Below are 19,412 nucleotides of genomic sequence, written 5' to 3' on the forward strand. Positions count from 1 at the left end.
GTAAGGGGCAGCGCCCCTTGCCCGGCCCGAAGCCCCGGGGGCTTCGGGCCTCCCCGAGCGCGCCTCGGCGCACCGCTGCACAGCGCCTGCGCTTTCCCCCCTCGCTGCTCTGCGGTAGGAAACCTCGTCCCGTCCCCGTGCGCGAAAGGCCCCCATGTCCCCCAACCTGCGTGGCTCCCTCTTCATGGTGCTGTCCATGTGCGCCTTCGCGGCCGAGGACGCCTTCCTGAAATACGCGTTCCAGGACATCCCCCGCGGCATGGCCTTCACCCTCTTCGGGCTGGTCGCCATGTCGATCTGCGCGCTCATGTCCCTGCGGGCCGGGGAGGCGGTCTTTCCCGCCTCCTTCCTGTCGCGCGGCCTGCTCGTGCGATCGGGGATCGAACTGATCGGGCGCCTCTTCTACACCCTGTCGCTGGCCTTCGTATCGCTGTCGCTCACCTCCGTGATCCTGCAGGCGACACCGCTGGTGGTTACGTTGGGGGCCGCGCTTCTCTTCGGCGAAAAGGTGGGACCGCGCCGTTGGATCGCCATGCTGATCGGGTTCGCTGGCGTGCTCCTGATCCTGCGCCCCGCGCCGGGGGTGTTCGAGCCGCTGGTGATCCTGCCGGTGATCGGGATGCTGGGCTTCGCCGGGCGCGATCTCGCCACGCGGGCCAGCCCGCCCTCGGTTTCGGGCCGGCAACTCGGCACGCTGGGTTTTCTCGTGGTAACCACCGCGGGCCTCGTCATCTGGGCCTTCGACCCCCGCCTGCCCACCGCCTGGCCGCCCCTGTCCTTCGGCGCGGTCGCCTGCGCGGCGATCGTCGGCACCATCGCCTACAATTCCCTGACGGTGGCCATGCGCTCCGGCGAGATCTCGGTCGTGGCGCCGTTTCGCTACTCCCGTCTTCTCGTCGCGCTGGTCATTGCTTACATGGTATTCGGCGAACGCCCCGACACGCTGACCTTGGTCGGCGGCGCCCTGATCGTGGCCACGGGGCTTTTCACACTACTGAGGTCGGGCAACCCGACCCGCGAGGCCGTATGACGCAGAACCCGATGCAGCGCTTCGACATGGAGCCCGAGGACGTGGACCGGCTGGTCGCGGCCTTCTATGCCCGCATCCGCAAGCACGAAGTGCTGGGCCCGATCTTCGCGCGCGCCATCGCCCCGGACTACGGGCCCGAATGGCAGGCCCACGAAGCCAAGATCGCCGCCTTCTGGCGCAACGCGATCGGGATGGACCGCGGGTATCGCGGCAGCCCGATGGCCACCCACGTCGCCAACGGAGAGGTCAGGCCCGACCATTTCCCGCTCTGGCTCGAGACGTTCCACGCCACCGCCCGCGACGTGCTGCCGCCCGAGAAGGCAGAGCGGATGTCGGCCCTGGCCGAGCGGATCGGCCGCGGCCTGCGCTGGGGCCTGGAAAGCGTGCAGGAGCGGCAGGACGCCACCGCCCCGCCCAAGCTGCGCTAGAGACGGTAGAGACGCACCGGCGGCGTCTCGGCACGCGCGATCACACCCTTGAATTCAAGGTCGAGCTGCACGCACTTCAGCCACCAGCCCGATTTCGCCCCGCCGGGGAACAGCTCCTGGTCGAGCAGCGGCTTCAACGCCTCCTGCGCCTCGGCAACCTTCAATCCCGGCGCCTCGGCGGGCAGCACCCGGAGCAGCGCCTGCTTCATGTCCTCGTATTTCACCCGGTCCACCCGCGTGATGTGATCGGGTGAATTGATGTTGCGCACCTCGACCTTGTCGTCGCTCATCGGATGATCTCCCCGTGCCGCGGCCTGTCGGGGCAAGGGTACGCGCAGATGCAGCGCGCGTCACGCACGCATCACGCGCCCCCTAGCGCGACGCGCGGAAAGGGGCTATGGCGAGCCGCATGACCACACGTTCCGGATTTGTCGCCCTGATCGGCGAGCCCAACGCGGGCAAATCGACCCTGACCAACACGCTGGTCGGGGCCAAGGTGTCCATCGTCACCCACAAGGTGCAGACGACCCGCGCCCGCATCCGCGGCGTGGCGCTGGACGGCGACGCCCAGATCGTGCTCGTCGACACCCCGGGCCTGTTCCAGCCGCGCCGCCGGCTCGACCGCGCCATGGTGGCGGCCGCCTGGGGCGGGGCCGCGGACGCGGACGTGATCGTGCTCCTGATCGAGGCGCACCGCGGCGTCACCCCGGGCGTCGAACGCATCCTGGCCGAACTCGAAAACGTGGGCCGCAACCGCCCCGTGGCGCTCGCGATCAACAAGATCGACCGGGTGAAATCCGACGTGCTCCTCGCGCTCACCAGCGACATGAACGAACGCTTCCCGTTCGAGAAGACCTTCATGATCTCGGCCGAGAAGGGTTACGGGGTCGAGGACCTGCGCCACTGGCTGGCCGAGAAGATGCCCGAGGGCCCCTGGCTCTACCCCGAGGACCAGATCGCCGACCTCCCCCTGCGCATGATCGCGGCCGAGATGACGCGCGAGAAGCTCACCCTGCGCCTGCACCAGGAATTGCCCTACCAGCTCACGGTCGAAACCGAGAACTGGGAGGAACGGCCGGACGGATCGGCCCGGGTCGACCAGGTGGTCTACGTCGCCCGTGACGGCCACAAGGGCATCGTGCTGGGCAAGAAGGGCGAAACGATCAAGGCGGTCAGCCAGGCGGCGCGCGCCGAGCTCGAGGAATTCCTCGGGCGCAAGATCCACCTGTTCCTGCAGGTGAAGGTCCGGCCCAACTGGCTGGAAGAGGCTGCGCGTTACTCGGAAATGGGTCTCGACTTCAAAGACGGCAATACATGAGCCGACTGGCCACCGGCCTCTGGGTCTCGGCCTACCTCGCCCGGCTCCAGGCCGAAGGCATCTCGACCTACGTCGTGGCCAAGGGCGACGCGACCGCGGGCGCGGTGCTCGTCAAGCTCGCCACGTTGGATGGACAGGCCAAGGCCTTCCAGCGCTCGGTCGACCTGATGACCGGCGCGCGCACCTGGATGGTGCTGTCCGAGGGCGACGAATCCTCCGTGGATGAAAGCATCGCGAAGCAGCGCAGCTTCGACCCGGACCTCTGGGTGATCGAGGTCGAGGATGCGCGCGGGCGTCACATGCTCGACGAACCGGGGCTCGACTGACCCCTCTTCTCCGGTCCGGAAATATCCCGGGGGAGCGCGAGGGGGCAGCGCCCCCTCGCCCCGCCCGAACCCGCGGGACGCGGGATCGGGCTTGACCTGCGCGCGTCAGCGCACCTCTTGCTTACTCGGCCGCCTCGACGGACCAGCCGCCGACCGCCTTGACCTCGAGGAAGTCCTCGATGCCCCAGACGCCGGCCTCGCGGCCGTTGCCCGACTGCTTCATGCCGCCGAAGGGGGCGCCGGCGCCGCGCGATTTGCCGTTCATCTCGACCATGCCCGAGCGCAGCTTGAGCGCGACCCGGTTGGCCTTCGCGCCGTCCTGCGTCTGGACGTAGTTGGTCAGGCCATAGACCGTGTCGTTGGCGATCTCGATCGCCTCTTCCTCGGTCTCGAACGGGATCATGGTGAGCACCGGGCCGAAGATCTCCTCGCGCGCGATGGTCATCTGGTTGTTGGCGTCGGCGAAGATGGTGGGCTTGACGTAATAGCCGCGGTTCAGCCCCTCGGGACGGCCCAGGCCGCCGGCGATCAGGCGCGCACCTTCGTCGATGCCCTGCTGGATGAGGCCCTGGATCTTGTTCCACTGGGCTTCGTTCACGACGGGACCGATGTGGCGGCCTTCCTCGCTGGGATCACCCACCTTGACCTGTTCGGCGGCGGCGGTCGCCGCGGCGACGGCGTCGTCGTAGATCTCGCGCTGGACCAGCATCCGGCTCGGCGCGTTGCAGCTCTGGCCGGTGTTGTTCATCATCTGGATCACGCCGCGCTTCACGGCCTTCTCGTCGGCATCGGCGAAGACGATGTTGGCGCCCTTGCCGCCAAGTTCCAGGTGGACCTTCTTGAGCGTCTCGGCCGCGTTCTTCGAGATCGCGATCCCGGCGCGGGTCGAGCCGGTGAAGCTCACCATGTCGACGTCCTTGTGCGCGGTCAGCGCGTTGCCCGTCACGGCGCCGTCGCCGTTCACCAGGTTGAAGACGCCCTTGGGGAAGCCCGCCTCGTGCACGCACTCGGCGAAGATCATCGCGTCGATCGGGCTTTCCTCGGACGGCTTGAGAACCATCGTGTTGCCCGCGATGGCCGCCGCGATCACCTTCAGGCTGATCTGGTTCATCGGCCAGTTCCACGGCGTGATGAGCGCACAGACGCCCACCGGTTCGTGCACGATCATCGTGTCCGGCGCGTGTTCGCCCAGCGGCTTGATCCACTCGAAGTTCTTCGCGGCCTGGAGGAACGCCTTGGTGTGGGCATAGCCCGCGCCCCATTGCGCCGACCGCGCGAGGTCGATGGGCGCGCCCATCTCCATCGAGATCGCCTGCGCCACGTCTTCCGAGCGCGACTTGTAGATCGCGAGAAACTTCTCGACGATCGCGATGCGCTCTTCCGGCGGGGTCGCCATCCAGCCCGGGAAGGCCGCCTTGGCCGCCGCGACCGCCTTGTCGACGTCCGCTTCGCCGGCGAGCGACACGACCGCGCAGGGTTCCTCGGTGGCCGGGTTGATGACGTCGTGGTCGCGGGCCTCGGCCGGTGCGACCCATTCCCCGTTGATGTAGAATTCGCGTTTCTCGAGCATGGATCTCTCCCATTTCAGCGTTGCGCGCACTCTGTCATTCCCCCGCGAAAGGGGCAAGCTGGCCGGCCTCTGCCGCTACGTCAATTCTCGGCGGAGCACCGAAACGCACGTTCCGGGATTCCGGTCGATTTCGGGCGGACAATCTGCCACAACCACTTCAAGAGAAACGCGCATCGATTACATCTATCTCAATACGTACTCACGCAGAGAGGAGACTTTTCATGGGCCTGCGCATCAATGACGAAATTCCCAACCTGACCGTCACCACCGACCAGGGTGAAATCACGCTGCACGACTGGATCGGCGACAGCTATGCCATCCTGTTCTCGCACCCGAAGGACTTCACCCCGGTCTGCACGACCGAGTTCGGCGCCGTCGCCCAGCTCTCGGACGAGTGGGAGAAGCGCGGCGTGAAGGTGCTCGGCATCTCCGTCGACGGGGTCGAGGACCACAAGAAATGGAAGGGCGACATCGAGAAGTTCGGCGGCGCCAAGGCTTCTTTCCCGATCGTGGCCGACGAAGGGCTCGAGATGTCGAAGGCCTTCGACATGCTGCCTGCCGACGCCTACCTCCCCGATGGCCGCACCCCGGCCGACAGCGCGACCGTGCGCTCGGTCTTCATCATCGGCCCGGACAAGAAGCTGCGCCTGACCATGACCTACCCGATGTCGGTGGGCCGCAACTTCGCCGAGGTGCTGCGCGCGCTCGACGCCGTGATGAAGACGGACGGTGCACCGCTCGCCACGCCGGCCAACTGGTCGCCGGGCGAAGACGTGATCGTGGCCCTGTCGGTGTCGGATGACGACGCCAAGGCCAAGTATGGCGACGTGGACATGAAGCTGCCCTACCTGCGCACGATCAAGGATCCCGCCTGATCCGCAGCTGCGCCTGAAATGCGAAAGCCCCGGCCAACGTGCCGGGGCTTTTCACTTGCGGGGACCCCGCGGATCACCCCCGGGCCCATTCCCGCGCCGCCGCGCCCTGGTCGCCCGGGAAGGCCCGCAGGCTCACGCTGGGAAGCCAGGGACCCACGCCGCGGGCCATTGCCGTGACCCATTGCTTGTCGGACAGGAACGCGATGCGGTCGATCCGACCGAGCTTGCCAAGGAGCTTCAGCTCCAACGCCATGTCCTCGCGGATCGCGTTGCCGGTCACGTCCTCCCACCGCGTGAGGTCGAGGACCATCGAAATCTCGGAATGCTCGGCGAACACCGCCTCGATGGTTTCGCGCAGCGCGGCGATATCGTCTTCGGTCACGGTCCCGACAAGGGTGAGCGTCAGGACGGAGTCGGAGAATTCCGTGTCGATCATGCAGCCTCCTTTCACCCGTCCAACGCGTGGCCCTCTGCCGAAGTTCACCGGCCCGGCCCCTTTGCGATTCCCTTCGCCCCCGCAATCGCCTAAGCCGGGACCATGTCCGAGCTCGATTTCTTCGCCGTGTGTCCCCCGGGTCTCGAACCCCAGCTTGCCGCCGAAACCGGCGCGCTCGGGTTCAAGCGGGGCAAGCCGGAATCGGGTGGGATCACGCTCAAGGGCGACTGGTCCGAGGTCTGGCGCGCCAACCTGGACCTGCGCGGCGCGACCCGCATCCTCGTGCGGCTGGGCAGCTTTCCTGCCGTGCACCTCGCCCAACTCGACAAGCGCGCCCGCAAGTTTCCCTGGCGCGACACGCTCGAACCCCACGTGCCGGTGCGGGTCGAGGTGTCGACGAACCGCAAATCCAAGATCTACCACGCCGGCGCCGCCGCGGAACGGATCGAACGCGCCATCTCCGAGGTGATGGACGCGCCGATCACGCCGGAAGCAGAGGTCGCCATCAAGGTGCGCATCGACCGTGACATCGTCACGATCAGCGTCGACAGCTCCGGCGAGAGCCTGCACAAGCGCGGCCACAAGGTCGCCACCGGCAAGGCGCCGATCCGCGAAACGCTGGCCGCGCTGATGCTGCGTGCCTGCGGCTTCGACGGACGCGAACCGGTCGTCGACCCGATGTGCGGCTCCGGCACCTTCCTGCTCGAAGCGGCCGAAATCGCCGCCGACCTGCAACCGGGCCGCGACCGGCGCTTCGCCTTCCAGAGCCTCGCCACCTTCGACCCGGATCAGTTCGCCACGCTGGTGCGCGCCGGTTCGGGTCCGATACCGGACGTGGCGTTTCACGGCTACGACCGGGACCGCGGCGCGATCGAGAACGCGCGCGCCAACGCCCGGGCCGCAAGCGTCGAGGACCTGTGCCACTTCGCCTGTCAGCCGGTATCCGAGCTCACCGCCCCGGAGGGCCCGACCGGGCTCGTCATCCTGAACCCGCCCTACGGCACGCGGATCGGCAACAAGGGGCAGCTCTACGCGCTTTACGGCACGCTGGGACGCGTGCTCGCCAGCGGGTTCCACGGCTGGCGGCTGGGGCTCGTCACCTCGGACGCGGCGCTGGCCCATGCGACGGGCTTCAACCTGACCTCGGGGCCGGTGATCGACAACGGCGGGATCAAGGTGAAGCTCTACCAGACCACCATCGGGTAGCCCCAAGGTCTTGCCGCGGGACGCCCCCTGTCGCAGGGTCCGCGCGACAAAGGAGGATTTCACATGGTTCGCATCTGCATGGCCGGCGCCACGGGTCTGGCCGGAGGCACCATCGCCGCGGCCTTCGCCGAGGACGAACGGTTCGAGCTTGTCGCCTGCGTGGCGCGCTCCCGCGCCGGGGAAACGGTGCATGGCGCCCCGTGCTTCGCCACCGTGGCCGAAGCGATTTCCGGGACCGATTTCGACGTGCTCGTCGACTACACCCACCCCGACATCGTCTTCGACCACACGATGCAGGCGATCGAGGCCGGCCGGCGGGTGGTCATCGGCACCTCCGGCCTGACCGCCGCGGACTACGCCCGCCTCGACAGCGCCGCGCGCGAGGCAGACACCGGCGTCGTCGCGTCCGGCAATTTCGCCCTGACCGCCGCGCTCATGACCCGTTTTTCGCTGATGGCGGCCGAATACCTCGACTGGTTCGAGATCATCGACTACTCGCGCCCGAAAAAGACCGACGCGCCCACCGGCACCGCCCGCGAGCTGGCCGAGCGGATGGGCGACGTGAAGCAGCCGAAATACGAGGTCGACCCGGCCACCGTGAAAGGCGAACCGGGTCTGCGTGGGGGCAGCGTGAACGGCGTGCAGGTCCATTCGATCCGAATGCCGTCCTATTCCGCGACGGTCACCTCGACCTTCGCGAACGGGAACTCACGCCTCACCATCACCCATGACGCCGACAGCCATTCGGCCGACATCCTGGCCCCCGGAACGATGCTTGCGGCCGCGCGGGTGACGGAGATCACCGGGCTGGTGCGCGGCCTGGATCGCCTGCTCTAGCCGCGGTTGGTTGCCACGGTGAAGAGGAAGATCAGCATCGAGGCCAGCGTCAGGAACGACCCGGCGATGACGACCATCTCGCCTTGCTGCCGGATCGCCATTGCGATGCCCGGCACCATCAGCACCACGCCGGCCAGCGCGACGGCGTAGTGGATCTTGGCCAGCGCCTTGGCGGCGGCCGACGGCACCGTATGGTAATACAGGCCGAAGAGGCCCAGTGACGCCCAGCCCACCAGGTTCAGGTGCGCATGCGCGCCCGCAAGGCTGTGATCGGCCGAGGCCGACATCTGGATGCCCCAGATCATCCCCAACGTGACACAGATCACCGCGGTGATGAAAAAGACGAATGCGATTCCCTTCATGGACGTGCCCCTCCCTTGATCACGGCCGGATCACGCAAGCGTGACCGGCCATAGCGCATCTTATGCCAGCTTTACCCAAAGGGAACTTTTATTTGCGGGGCGACGTGCGCCCCCGGTAACGCCACCTTAACCCGCTCGCGCTACCCGATATCCGGGGCTCAACCGGAGGAGCGGGATGTCTGGACAGGCGAATGGGCCGGTCATCATCAAGAAGGTGAAAAAGAGCGGTGGCGAGGGGCATCACGGCGGCGCGTGGAAGGTCGCGTACGCGGATTTCGTAACCGCCATGATGGCCTTCTTCATGCTCATGTGGCTCCTGAACGCGACGACCGAGAAACAGCGCAAGGGCATCGCGGACTACTTCAGCCCGACGATCCCGGTGAACCGCGTCTCCGGCGGGGGGCCGGATGCCTTCGGGGGCGATAGCGTCTTTTCCGAAGAAAACCTGGCCCAGACCGGCCAGGGCGGCCTGCCCAGCGACGCCAACAGCGCCTCGTCCGAAGCGCCGGACGGCGGACAGGGAGACGCACGGGAACTCGACCGCGCGGCCGAGGCGCGCGCACTCGAAGAGATCGAGGCGGTTCTGACCGGCAAGGCCGGCGAGAGCATGGTGTCCGACCTGCTCCAACGTCACATCGTCACGGAACTGACCGACGAAGGGCTGGTGATCGAGCTTTTCGACCTGGTCGACGAACCGCTGTTCGTCCCCGGCACGGCGGAACCCACCCCCCTCATGGCAGAGCTCATCGGCGTCATGGCCCGCACCTTCGCGCTCGTGCGCAACGGCGTCGCGATCGAGGGGCACACCCGGGCCGAACCGGTCGTCCTTGCCCACAACACGGTCTGGGAGATGTCGACCGCCCGCGCCGACGCGATTCGCCTTCTGCTGCGTGACGAAGGGCTGTCCCCGAAGCGCGTCCGCCGCCTGACGGGATTTGCCGACCGCGAACCGGCCGCGCGCAACCCGATGGCCCTGCGCAACAACAGGATCGAGCTCATCCTTCTGCGCACGCACCGCTGAGGAAAAAGCGGCGCATTTTACCTGTTAAGGCGCCCTTAAGCCCCGGGCCCTATGGGTGGATGCGACGAGGGGATGCAGCAGAAAGGCGCACCATGACAATCTCATCTTCGCTCAGCGCCGGCGTGGCCGGGCTGAATGCCAACGCGACGCGGCTTGCCACGATTTCCGACAACATCGCGAACTCGGGGACCTACGGGTACAAGCGGGCGACCGCGGATTTCGAAAGCCTGGTCATCGGCGGCGTGGCCGGGGCCGGTACCTATTCCGCGGGCGGCGTGCGCGCAACGACCCAGCGCCTGATCGACGAGAACGGGCCGCTGATCTCGACGTCGAACCCGCTCGACATCGCCATTTCCGGGCGCGGCATGCTGCCGGTGATGCAGGAGGCCTACATCAACTACACCGGGGAAGATCAGCCGATGCTGACCACAACGACGGGGTCTTTCCGCACCGACGAGGAAGGCGTCCTCAAGACCGAGACGGGGCTCGTCCTCCTGGGCTGGCCGGCGGATGCCGACGGCAACGTCGCGACCTACCCGCGCGATACTGTCACGGCGCTCGAACCGGTCGTGGTCCAGGTCAATCAGCAGGCGGGCGACCCGACGACGCGCATGAACCTTGGCGTGAACCTTCCCGCGACGAATTCCGAATACGGCGCCACCGGCGAAACGCTGCCGCTTTCGATCGAGTATTTCGGCAACCTCGGCACCTCGGAATCGCTCGACGTGGAGTTCACGCCGACGGTGCCCACGACACTCGGCGACCCGCCCTCGAACACGTGGACGATGACCATCAAGGACAGCGCATCGAACGGGGCCGTGATCGGCGAATACGAACTGGTGTTCGACGACAGCCGCGCCACCGGCGGCACGCTCTCCAGCGTGACCACCACCTCCGGCGGCGCCTACGACCCGACCACCGGCACCATCGACCTGACAGTCTCGGGCGGGCCGCTGCAACTGACGATCGGCTCGATCGGTGATCCCAATGGCCTCACACAGCTGTCCGACAGCTTCGCCCCGGTGTCGATCACCAAGGACGGCTCGCCCGTGGGCAACCTCACCTCGGTCGAAATAGACGCGAACGGGTACATCACTGCGACCTACGACACCGGTTTCACGCGCACGATCTACCAGGTGCCGCTCGTGGACGTGCCCAACCCGAACGGCCTGATCTCGCATTCCAACCAGACCTACCAGGTCTCGCCGCAGTCGGGTTCATTCTTCCTGTGGGACGCGGGCGACGGGCCCACCGGTGAGGTGATCGGCTTCACTCGCGAAGGCTCGACCACCGATGTCGCGGGCGCGCTCACCGACCTGATCCAGACCCAACGCGCTTATTCCTCGAACGCGAAGGTCATTCAGACCGTCGAGTTGTCCTTGGCCGTGGCCACCGTCTTGCCGGTGGAGATTTCGGACTGCGTCTGTTCGAGGTTGGAATTGATGGATTTCAGCGTCTGGAGCGCGACCATCGCGCTCGAATTCGTCAGAATGCTGGACATTTTTTCGTTCCTTGGATCATACGGCGCCGTTTTCCGCGCCGGGTTGGAAATCAGCCCCTTTGGGGCCGGGTCCGACGTCATTCTGACTGTTGCGGCCATCCGGTTCCTGGCGGTATCCGGTCCGCGCCACCCGTTCGGGATGCGAGCGGAAATCTGCGTCCGAGGTGCTTAACAGGTCGTTAAAAAGCCCGCGCCAAATGCCGTGCATTTTAAATGTCTGCCCTCCATATGCTCAGGCGCGCTTGTTGAAGTCAGCGGCCCGGGCGCACAGCCCAGCGCGATTGCCGTCGCTGGAATAGGTCGCCAAATCATCGGTACCGCGTGCGAGCCCCGCAATCCTGGCCTGCGCCGCCTTGAGGCCCTGCGCCGCGGCGGCCAGCAAGGCCCCGTTGCGCTCCGCCTTCTCCTTCAGCCGGTCGAGTTCGCCCTGCTCGACCCGTCCCTGTGCGAGGCGCGCGATCAGCCGCTCCTTTTCAGGGGCGAGCCGGACGACCGCGTCGATGTCCCCTTGAAGGATGTGCCTCCGTTCGCGCGCGAGGATTTCTTCAAGCGCCCGGGGGCCGCGAAATCGGTCAAGAACGCCCATCGGTCCGCTCCTTCATCGCATTGAAGAGGGATTCGGACAGTCCGATCCCGCCCGCGGACACCATCGCCCGCGCCTGCTCCAGCCGCAGGAACGACGCGAACTGCGCCTCTCCCGCGCCGCCGCCGAACCCCTCCGGCTGCGCGCCGAGCCCGGCGGATTTCAGCATTTCCGCCAGGAACGTCGCCTCAAGCTCCCGCGCCGCCGCACGAAGTTGGTCGTCTGCGCCCGACGTGGCTGGAGGGGGCACCGTCGGCGATGCGGGTGGAAGTGTCAGCATGTCGAGATTCGTCCAATCGTTCGGAATTTTCTCGACCCTGCCGGCAAGCGGTAAAGATTCGGTAATTTCTATCGAGGATGGTGCTGTCATTCGGTGACATGACAACCGGGGACAATATGGACGTCGCATTGCTGGCCTTCGCGGCTGGAAAAAAGGATGAAACGGCACCGCCCACGCGTGGCGAGCCGGCCGATAGCGAAGCCTTCGCTGCCGCGTTCGAAGGGTCGGCGGGCGCGGAAGCCGTGGTGGGCGAGGTGCCTGCGAAGGCGCCCGCCGTGGCCGCGCAACAAGTTGCATCCGATGCCAGGTCGGAGGTGCGGCCAGGTGCGCCGCGAATCGACGTTTCCGTCTTGGCAGCGCACACATCGGTAGGGGAAACAGTCCGCTCAGCCACGCCTGATGCGCAGCAGACCCCGGACGCAGGGGTGCCGGCGCCGCCACGAAGCGCGACCGGGGCCAAGACGCGATGGGTTGAAGACATCGCGGCCGGGACAATCGCGACTGCGCCGCGCGGGGCGACCTCGAACGCCAGCGCGCGCCCGGTCGAGGTGGTGAAGGTGCAGTCCGGCAAGGCCCGCACACCGCTTGCCGCGGCCCGGCCACACCCCATTCCCGTGAACGCCGATCGCGCGAGCCCCCGGGAAGACGCCCCGATAAGGACCGAAGGGCCCTTGGCGCAGACAGCAGGCAGGAAGATCGTGCAGCCACGTCCGATGATGTCGAGCCCAGCCAATGCAGACAGGGCCGACCTTCCGGACTCGGCGACTGCTTCGGTGAAAGCCGATGCGCCGGCGCTCGAACGCGAGGCACGAAGCCCGACGCCACCTGTGGTCGTGCGGCCCGCCAATGCCGCACCGATACGGGTATCGGGACAACCGGAGGCAGCGGCCCAGCGCTCCATCGAAAGCCCGCGACCGATGTTGCTCGAAGGGGCGCACCGTGAGGCGGCGCCCGCCGCCAAGCCCGCGCACGAGCGGGCGAACGCGCGGGATGCCGCGCTTCTGCGCGTGACGCCCGCGGTCGATCCGGCGGGCCAAGGCCCGCGGCAAATGGAAAGCGCGGGCGCGCGGCCGGCCGTACCTGCGGAGACACGCGCCGCGGCATTTGCCGCTCCGTCGCCGGACGGGACGGGTTCGGGTGTGGCGAAGGGGGCTCAGGTCCGAGTCGATCCTTCCGGGCCGTTGCCTGATGCCAGATCCCAGCCGTCCGGACAGAATGCGGACAGGCCCACGAGCGAGTCCTCTGGAACAGTCGTGACCTCCGCACCAGGGCACCCTCCCAAGAACGGAGAGCCCAAGTTTATCCATGCCACGGCGACCGCAACATCGGTCGTAGCGATACCGGTGGACGGCCCGATACCCGATAGCCCGTTCGACCCGCTCATCGCGGACCCGGGATCGACCGACCCGGCGCGCACTTTGCGCCACGCCGGCCCCGCCCCCGATCCCGCAGCGCTCACCCGGGCCGATACGGGCCGCCACGTCGCCGTGCAGGTGGCCGAGAGCATCCGCGCGGGTGGCGACGGGCGGGTCGAGGTGACGCTGCGACCGGAAGAGCTTGGGCGTGTCAGCCTGTCGTTTCACGGCGACGGCGGGGCGATGACCGTGTCGCTTTCGGCCGACAGGGCCGACACGCTCGACCTCCTTCGCCGCAACATCGCGGTGCTCGAGCAGGAGTTGCGCGACCTGGGCTACGACTCGCTAGATTTCGCCTTCGGCGACGGCGGCGCGCGGGACGATCAGCCGGATACCCGCAAAGCACCCATCGGGCCTGACGAGATCGCCACCATCGACGACGCGACCCCCGACTCGCCGCAGACCCCGCGCGCCACCCGCCCCGGCGGCGGGATGGATCTGCGGCTTTGACATCGGAAAGGACCTGACATGGACGTGACGCAAACCGGCTCCACCACCGCTTTCGGTGCTTCCGCGGCGCCCACCGACGCGGTCAAACGCGTCGGCGACGCGACCGAGATCTCCTCGGATTTCGAGACCTTTCTGAAAATGTTGACCGCGCAGATGGAAAACCAGGATCCGCTCAATCCGATGGAAAGCACGGATTACGCCACCCAACTCGCCACCTTCTCGGGCGTCGAACAGCAGGTGCTGACGAACGACCTGATCAAGTCCCTGCAGACCCAGCTTGGCGTCATGTCGATGACCGACCTCGCCGGATGGGTGGGGATGGAGGCGCGCGCGGCGGTGCCGGTGCAGTTCGGGCTCGAACCGATCACGGTCACGCCGGACCCCGCCGATGGCGCGACGTCGACCTACATGGTGGTGCGCAACGCCAACGACGTGGAGGTCGACCGGGTCAAGATCCCGCCGACCGAGGCACCGGTGCGCTGGGCCGGGATGGACCCTTACGGCAACCTGTTCCCGCCCGGGGAATACGCGTTCCACCTTCAGAGCTTCGCCAACGGGGAGCTTCTGTCGGAGACTCCGATGGCGGTCTACTCCGAGGTGGTCGAGGCCAAGGTGGTGGATGGCGAGACGATGCTGGTCTTCGCCTCGGGGGACGAGATCGCGGCTTCCGACGTCTCGTCCCTGCGCGCGCCCCGGGAATAGGGCTTTCACATCCGCCGCGCGCGGGCTAATCCGGCCCCGACCAGACGGAGGGGCCGATGTTCACCACCACGCTGATTTCCGCACCGGGCAAGGCCGTGCTCGACCCGGCGCTCGTCACCGCGCTGATGACCGCCTGGGGCGGGGCCGAGGCGCGCTGGCTCGCCCCCGACGAGGCCGCGGAATTCGACATGCCTGAGGTGCCCGACAGCCGGTGGACGAGCTGGGAAGAGCTCCAGGGCCTCGGCGTCGACCTGGTCGTTCAGCCCAGCGCGGGCCGCCGCAAGAAGATGCTGCTCGCCGACATGGACAGCACGATGATCTGCCAGGAATGCATCGACGAGCTTGCCGACGAGGCGGGCATCGGACCCCGCGTGGCCGAGATCACGGCGCGCGCAATGAACGGCGAGCTCGATTTCGAGGGCGCCCTGCGCGAACGCGTCGGGCTGCTCGAAGGGCTCGAGGCCGCCGTGATCGAGAAGGTGCTGGCCGAGCGCATCACCTACATGTCCGGCGGGCGCGAACTGGTGGCCACGATGCGCGCCGCCGGGGCCTATGCCGCGCTCGTCTCGGGCGGGTTCACCGCCTTCACCGCCAAGGTCGCCGCCGAGCTCGGTTTCGACGAAAACCGGGCCAACACGCTCGACATCGTCGCGGGCCGCCTGACCGGCCAGGTCGTCGAACCGATCCTGGGCCGGGCCGCGAAGGTGGCCGCGCTGGAAGAGATCACCGCCCGCCTGGGCATCGCGCACGAAGATGTCATCGCGGTCGGCGACGGGGCCAACGACCTGGGCATGCTCGCACTCGCCGGGGCGGGGGTTGCGCTTCACGCCAAGCCCTCGGTCGCCGCGCAATGCGACATCCGCATCAATCACGGCGACCTCACCGCGCTCCTCTATGTGCAGGGCTACGCCCGCGACGAGTTCGCCCGAGTGTGATCCGCCGCTGCCCTGATTCGCCGGACGCCGCCCGGCCGTCCCGGTCACAAGCGCGCCATCCGACGGTCACCGCGCGGTTTTCCGCCAACGGGTCTTTCAAAAACCGGCAAAAAACCGTTATGGTGGCGCCACGAGGTTGAACTGGGACCCCGCGCCGTGGAACACCGCCGAGACGGATGGAGCAAGGGGCCCGAGAGGCAGAGCAGCTGGAGGCTGTGTTAGACATGACATCACGCATCGCACGGGGTCTGTGCATCGCCGCGCTGTCGCTGGCAGCGACCGGCGCATTTGCGCAGGAAAGCACGAACAGGGTCGCGGCCAACACCGATTGGAGCGTCTTCGTCGAGGGCGATCCGCAAGAATGCTGGAGCGTCTCGAAACCCAAGGAAACGGTGAACACGAAGGACGGACGCGTCGTGTCGGTCCGCCGTGGCGACATCCTGCTCTTCGTCTCCTACCGCTCGGACGCCGACACCGGCGAGGTGAGCTTCACCGGCGGCTATCCGTTCGCGGACGATTCCACCGTGACGCTCACGATCGGCGGCGACGAGTACGAGCTGTTCACGGACGGCGAATGGGCCTGGTCGGCCAGCCCGGAAGACGACGCGCGCATCATCGCGTCGATGAAGCGCGGGGCCGAGGCGGTCGCCGTGGCCATGTCGTCGCGCGGCACCCGGACCGAGGACACGTTCTCGCTCATGGGGTTCACCGCCGCGGTGGAGGATGCCGGGACCCGCTGCACGGAGTGAGCCGGCCCACATCGCAAGCACACGCGCCCCGGCACTGCTCCGGGGCGTTTTCTTTTGAAATCGGCGCATGATCCCCTATATGGGGCCCATTCCACAGGAGCGCGACTCATGACGGCCTCGTCCCCGATCACCCAGGATGTTCTGACCATCCCCCGCAAGGAGGATGCGAGCCTCGGCAAGCTGAACCTTGTCGGGATGACGCGCGATCAACTGCGCGATGCGCTGATCGCCGCCGGCACGCCGGAGAAACAGGCGAAGATGCGCGTGGGCCAGGTCTGGCAGTGGATCTACCAGAAGGGCGTGCGCGATTTCGCCGACATGACCAACCTGTCGAAGGACTACCGCGCGCTGCTCGACCAGCATTTCGAGATCCGCGTGCCCGAGGTGGTGTCGCGCCAGATCTCCGAGGACGGGACGCGCAAGTACCTGGTCCGCATCGCGGGCGGGCACGAGGTTGAAATCGTTTACATCCCCGAAGAGGACCGCGGCACCCTTTGCGTGTCGAGCCAGGTGGGCTGCACGCTGACCTGTTCGTTCTGCCACACCGGCACGCAGAAGCTGGTGCGCAACCTCACGGCCGGTGAGATCGTGGGACAGATCATGGTGGCGCGCGACGACCTGGGCGAATGGCCCGAACCGGGCCGGCACCCGAAGAACGAAACCCGCCTGTTGTCCAACATCGTGCTCATGGGCATGGGCGAGCCGCTCTACAACTTCGACGCCGTGCGCGACGCGATGAAGATCGCGATGGACGGCGAGGGGATCAGCCTCAGCCGCCGGCGCATCACGCTGTCGACCTCCGGCGTCGTGCCGGAAATCGCCCGCGCCGGGGCCGAGATCGGCTGCATGCTCGCCATCAGCTTCCACGCGACGACCGACGAGGTGCGCGACAAGCTGGTGCCGATCAATCGCAAGTGGAACATCGAAGAGCTCTTGGCGGCGCTCAAGGAATACCCGAAACTGTCGAACTCCGAGCGGATCACCTTCGAATACGTCATGCTCGACGGCGTGAACGACTCGGACGAGGACGCCTACCGGCTGATCAAGCTGATCGAGGGCATCCCGGCCAAGATCAACCTGATCCCGTTCAACGAATGGCCCGGCGCGCCCTACAAGCGGTCGTCGAACAACCGCATCCGGCGGTTCGCGGACATCATCTACAAGGCCGGCTATGCCTCGCCGATCCGGACCCCGCGGGGCGAGGACATCATGGCCGCCTGCGGCCAGCTCAAGTCCGAGACCGAGCGTGCGCGGAAGTCCAAGGCCGAGATCGCGCGCGAAGCGGGGCTTTGACCCCGCGCGCTGGCTTGCGGGGGCCGTGGGATTGCCATAGCGTCCGGCCATGACGACGCTCCTTTACACGCATGAACAATGCCTTGACCACGTGACGCCCCCGGGCCACCCGGAACAGGTGGCGCGGCTCGAGGTCATTTCCCGCGCCCTTGCCGACCCCGCCTTCGACGCACTCGTGCGCCGCGAAGCGCCGCTGGGCGCCGAGGCCGACATCCGGCGCGCCCATCCGCTGGCCCATCTCGACCACATCCGGTCCTCCGAACCGGTCGAGGGCTTCACCAAGCTCGACGAAGACACGTCGATGGCGCCCGGCAGCTACCACGCCGCCCTGCGTGCGGTCGGCGCCAACGTGGCCGCCGTCGACGCGGTGCTGGACGGCGAGGCGCGCAACGCCTTCATCGCCACGCGTCCGCCCGGTCACCACGCCGAGAAGGCCCGCCCGATGGGGTTCTGCCTGTTCGCCAACGTCGCCATCGCCGCGCTGCACGCGATCGAGAACCGTGGGCTCGACCGGGTCGCGGTGCTGGATTTCGACGTGCACCACGGCAACGGGACGCAGGACGTTCTGTGGAACGAAAGCGGCGTCCGCTTCGCATCGTCCCACCAGATGCCGCTCTACCCCGGCACGGGCGCGCCCGGCGAACGCGGGGCCTACGACCAGATCCAGAACACGGCGCTTGAGCCGGGCTCCGGCTCGAAGACGATGCGCGAGGCCTGGGGGGAGCACATCCTGCCCTGGCTCGCCGAATACGAACCGCAGCTCATCCTCGTCTCCGCCGGGTTCGACGCCCACGGGTCCGATCCGCTGGCCGGATTGAACTGGACCAACGACGATTACGTATGGCTTACAAACAGGATCGTGGATCTGGCCGAAACCTGCTGCGATGGTCGGGTGGTCTCCACCCTTGAGGGTGGCTATGATCTTGACGCGTTGGGCCCGAGCGTCGCGGCCCATGTTCGGACCCTTGAGGAGCGTGGACGATGAGTGAAAAACCGGTTGGCGAGATGAGCTTCGAGGAAGCCATGGGCGAACTTGAGCAGGTCGTGAGCCAGCTGGAGCGCGGCGACGTGGCGCTCGAGGAATCGATCAAGCTCTACGAACGCGGCGCGGCGCTGAAGGCGCAGTGCGAAACCAAGCTCAAGGCCGCCGAGGAAAAGGTCGCGCAGATCACGCTCGACCGCGACGGTCAGCCCACGGGAACAGCGCCGGTCGAGACCGACTGATGTTCCGCGACGTTCTCGCCGCGCATAACCGGGTCGCGCGGGCCTGCCTGGCGCAGGCTCTCCCCGCGACCGGCCCGCTGGCCGAGCCGATGGCCTACGCGGTCCAGGGCGGCAAGGGTCTGCGGGGGTTCCTGGTGATCGAAAGCGCCGGGCTCTTCGACGTGCAGACCGGGCAGTCGCAGTATCCCGCCGCGGCGATCGAGGCGATGCATGCCTGTTCGCTGGTGCACGACGACCTGCCCTGCATGGACGACGACGACCTGCGCCGGGGCCAGCCGACCGTGCACAAGAAATGGGACGAGGCGACGGGCGTGCTGGTCGGCGACGCGCTGCAATCGCTGGCGTTCGAGCTGGTGACCGACCCCGCCGTGGGCCCGGGAGAGGTGCGCGCCGAGCTTGCCCGCACGCTTGGGCGCGGTGCCGGGGGCCTGGGCATGGTCATGGGCCAGGCGCTCGACCTCGCAGCCGAGGTGGCCACGGAGCCGCTGACGCTCGAAGAGATCATCGCGCTCCAGAGCGGCAAGACCGGGGCGCTGTTCGAATGGTCCTGCTTCGCCGGCGCGATCCTGGGCCAGTCCGACCCCGAGCCGCTGCGCCAGTACGGCGCCGCTTTGGGGCAGGCGTTCCAGATCGCCGACGACATCCTCGATGTCGAGGGCGACCCGGAACTGGTGGGCAAGGCGGTCGGCAAGGACGAGGCCGCCGGCAAGGCCACCTTCGTGTCGCTCCTGGGGATGGACCGGGCGCGCCGCCGGGCCCATGAACTGTGCGACGCGGCCTGTGACGCGCTTTCGCAATACGGCGAGAAAGCGGAACTCTTGCGGGATGCCGCGCGCTTCACTATTTCCCGCAGCAATTGATGACGAGGCTC

Annotated in this window: 22 protein-coding genes and 2 pseudogenes; 17 read left to right on the forward strand and 7 right to left on the reverse strand. The window is 67.4% G+C overall.

The annotated features are described in order from the left end of the window. Nucleotides 1–154: 154 nt before the first annotated feature. Both GQE99_RS19775 and GQE99_RS19780 read left to right on the forward strand, forming a co-directional pair. Nucleotides 155–1,030, forward strand: coding sequence for a DMT family transporter (locus tag GQE99_RS19775; protein WP_161353681.1), 876 nt, complete (start codon nt 155–157; stop codon nt 1,028–1,030). Then, nucleotides 1,027–1,458 carry a group III truncated hemoglobin gene (locus tag GQE99_RS19780; protein ID WP_161353682.1) on the forward strand — a complete coding sequence of 144 codons (432 nt, stop codon included), beginning with the start codon at nt 1,027–1,029 and terminating at the stop codon, nt 1,456–1,458. The genes GQE99_RS19775 and GQE99_RS19780 overlap by 4 nt, the downstream gene beginning before the upstream one ends. Here the strand turns inward: GQE99_RS19780 and GQE99_RS19785 are convergent. Further along, a complete protein-coding gene (locus tag GQE99_RS19785) occupies nt 1,455–1,748 on the reverse strand; it encodes a DUF6958 family protein (protein ID WP_161353683.1) in 294 nt (97 codons plus the stop codon). The genes GQE99_RS19780 and GQE99_RS19785 overlap by 4 nt on opposite strands. Nucleotides 1,749–1,867: 119 nt before the next feature. On the opposite strand from GQE99_RS19785, the gene era reads away from it, so the two are divergent. Next, nucleotides 1,868–2,776: a GTPase Era gene (gene era, locus GQE99_RS19790; protein ID WP_161353684.1), complete on the forward strand. Its 909-nt coding sequence runs from the start codon at nt 1,868–1,870 to the stop codon at nt 2,774–2,776. Next, entirely contained in the window at nt 2,773–3,102 is a 330-nt protein-coding gene (locus GQE99_RS19795; RefSeq protein ID WP_161353685.1) for a DUF1491 family protein, read from the forward strand. The genes era and GQE99_RS19795 overlap by 4 nt, the downstream gene beginning before the upstream one ends. A gap of 121 nt (nt 3,103–3,223) precedes the next feature. On the opposite strand, the gene GQE99_RS19800 is transcribed toward GQE99_RS19795, so the two are convergent. Beyond that, nucleotides 3,224–4,672: an aldehyde dehydrogenase family protein gene (locus tag GQE99_RS19800; RefSeq protein ID WP_161353686.1), complete on the reverse strand. Its 1,449-nt coding sequence runs from the start codon at nt 4,670–4,672 to the stop codon at nt 3,224–3,226. 221 nt (nt 4,673–4,893) lie between these two features. On the opposite strand from GQE99_RS19800, the gene GQE99_RS19805 reads away from it, so the two are divergent. After that, nucleotides 4,894–5,547, forward strand: a complete 654-nt coding sequence (locus GQE99_RS19805) for a peroxiredoxin (protein WP_161353687.1) — start codon at nt 4,894–4,896, stop codon at nt 5,545–5,547. Nucleotides 5,548–5,620: 73 nt separating this feature from the next. Here GQE99_RS19805 and GQE99_RS19810 read toward each other — a convergent pair whose 3' ends face one another. After that, nucleotides 5,621–5,983 (reverse strand): SpoIIAA family protein, encoded by a 363-nt coding sequence (locus GQE99_RS19810; RefSeq protein ID WP_161353688.1) that lies wholly within the window; start codon nt 5,981–5,983, stop codon nt 5,621–5,623. A 102-nt stretch (nt 5,984–6,085) separates the two neighbouring features. Here GQE99_RS19810 and GQE99_RS19815 point away from each other — a divergent pair, with 102 nt between their 5' ends. Further along, nucleotides 6,086–7,189 carry a THUMP domain-containing class I SAM-dependent RNA methyltransferase gene (locus GQE99_RS19815; RefSeq protein ID WP_161353689.1) on the forward strand — a complete coding sequence of 368 codons (1,104 nt, stop codon included), beginning with the start codon at nt 6,086–6,088 and terminating at the stop codon, nt 7,187–7,189. Nucleotides 7,190–7,252: 63 nt separating this feature from the next. Continuing rightward, nucleotides 7,253–8,026 (forward strand): 4-hydroxy-tetrahydrodipicolinate reductase, encoded by a 774-nt coding sequence (gene dapB / locus GQE99_RS19820; RefSeq protein ID WP_161353690.1) that lies wholly within the window; start codon nt 7,253–7,255, stop codon nt 8,024–8,026. Here the strand turns inward: dapB and GQE99_RS19825 are convergent. After that, nucleotides 8,023–8,388, reverse strand: coding sequence for a hypothetical protein (locus tag GQE99_RS19825; protein ID WP_161353691.1), 366 nt, complete (start codon nt 8,386–8,388; stop codon nt 8,023–8,025). The genes dapB and GQE99_RS19825 overlap by 4 nt on opposite strands. A 175-nt stretch (nt 8,389–8,563) precedes the next feature. Between GQE99_RS19825 and GQE99_RS19830 the strand changes: the two genes are divergently transcribed. Then, nucleotides 8,564–9,409: a flagellar motor protein MotB gene (locus GQE99_RS19830; protein WP_161353692.1), complete on the forward strand. Its 846-nt coding sequence runs from the start codon at nt 8,564–8,566 to the stop codon at nt 9,407–9,409. Between the two features lie 92 nt (nt 9,410–9,501). Beyond that, nucleotides 9,502–10,809: pseudogene (locus tag GQE99_RS19835) on the forward strand (flagellar hook protein FlgE); the annotation flags it as partial. Here GQE99_RS19835 and GQE99_RS21630 read toward each other — a convergent pair. The 3 genes and pseudogenes from GQE99_RS21630 to GQE99_RS19845 form a co-directional block, all read right to left on the reverse strand. Next, nucleotides 10,773–10,910: pseudogene (locus GQE99_RS21630) on the reverse strand (flagellin N-terminal helical domain-containing protein); the annotation flags it as partial. The pseudogenes GQE99_RS19835 and GQE99_RS21630 overlap by 37 nt on opposite strands. Before the next feature lie 232 nt (nt 10,911–11,142). Continuing rightward, nucleotides 11,143–11,496: a flagellar biosynthesis protein FlgN gene (locus GQE99_RS19840; protein WP_161353694.1), complete on the reverse strand. Its 354-nt coding sequence runs from the start codon at nt 11,494–11,496 to the stop codon at nt 11,143–11,145. After that, nucleotides 11,483–11,773, reverse strand: a complete 291-nt coding sequence (locus GQE99_RS19845) for a rod-binding protein (RefSeq protein ID WP_161353762.1) — start codon at nt 11,771–11,773, stop codon at nt 11,483–11,485. Before GQE99_RS19845 ends, GQE99_RS19840 begins: the two co-directional genes overlap by 14 nt. Nucleotides 11,774–13,116: 1,343 nt before the next feature. Between GQE99_RS19845 and GQE99_RS21910 the strand changes: the two genes are divergently transcribed. The 8 genes from GQE99_RS21910 to GQE99_RS19885 all read left to right on the forward strand — a co-directional run bounded on the left by GQE99_RS21910 (nt 13,117) and on the right by GQE99_RS19885 (nt 19,401). Beyond that, nucleotides 13,117–13,638: a flagellar hook-length control protein FliK gene (locus GQE99_RS21910; RefSeq protein ID WP_161353695.1), complete on the forward strand. Its 522-nt coding sequence runs from the start codon at nt 13,117–13,119 to the stop codon at nt 13,636–13,638. An 18-nt stretch (nt 13,639–13,656) separates the two neighbouring features. After that, a complete protein-coding gene (locus tag GQE99_RS19855) occupies nt 13,657–14,340 on the forward strand; it encodes a flagellar hook capping FlgD N-terminal domain-containing protein (protein WP_161353696.1) in 684 nt (227 codons plus the stop codon). Nucleotides 14,341–14,396: 56 nt separating this feature from the next. Further along, on the forward strand, nt 14,397–15,275 hold the full coding sequence (gene serB / locus GQE99_RS19860) for a phosphoserine phosphatase SerB (protein ID WP_161353697.1): 879 nt from the start codon (nt 14,397–14,399) through the stop codon (nt 15,273–15,275). Between the two features lie 224 nt (nt 15,276–15,499). After that, nucleotides 15,500–16,024 carry an invasion associated locus B family protein gene (locus GQE99_RS19865; RefSeq protein WP_161353698.1) on the forward strand — a complete coding sequence of 175 codons (525 nt, stop codon included), beginning with the start codon at nt 15,500–15,502 and terminating at the stop codon, nt 16,022–16,024. Nucleotides 16,025–16,132: 108 nt separating this feature from the next. After that, on the forward strand, nt 16,133–17,317 hold the full coding sequence (rlmN, locus tag GQE99_RS19870) for a 23S rRNA (adenine(2503)-C(2))-methyltransferase RlmN (RefSeq protein ID WP_161353699.1): 1,185 nt from the start codon (nt 16,133–16,135) through the stop codon (nt 17,315–17,317). 49 nt (nt 17,318–17,366) lie between these two features. After that, complete coding sequence (locus GQE99_RS19875) at nt 17,367–18,302, forward strand: histone deacetylase family protein (RefSeq protein ID WP_161353700.1); 936 nt, start codon at nt 17,367–17,369, stop codon at nt 18,300–18,302. After that, the gene (locus tag GQE99_RS19880) at nt 18,299–18,541 is read left to right on the forward strand and encodes an exodeoxyribonuclease VII small subunit (protein WP_161353701.1); all 243 of its coding nucleotides are present in this window, start codon (nt 18,299–18,301) and stop codon (nt 18,539–18,541) included. The genes GQE99_RS19875 and GQE99_RS19880 overlap by 4 nt, the downstream gene beginning before the upstream one ends. Beyond that, a complete protein-coding gene (locus GQE99_RS19885; protein ID WP_161353702.1) occupies nt 18,541–19,401 on the forward strand; it encodes a polyprenyl synthetase family protein in 861 nt (286 codons plus the stop codon). The genes GQE99_RS19880 and GQE99_RS19885 overlap by 1 nt, the downstream gene beginning before the upstream one ends. The last annotated feature ends 11 nt before the right edge of the window (nt 19,402–19,412 follow it).

The sequence above is a fragment of the Maritimibacter harenae genome (assembly GCF_009882975.1).
In the GTDB taxonomy this organism is placed as follows: domain Bacteria; phylum Pseudomonadota; class Alphaproteobacteria; order Rhodobacterales; family Rhodobacteraceae; genus Maritimibacter; species Maritimibacter harenae.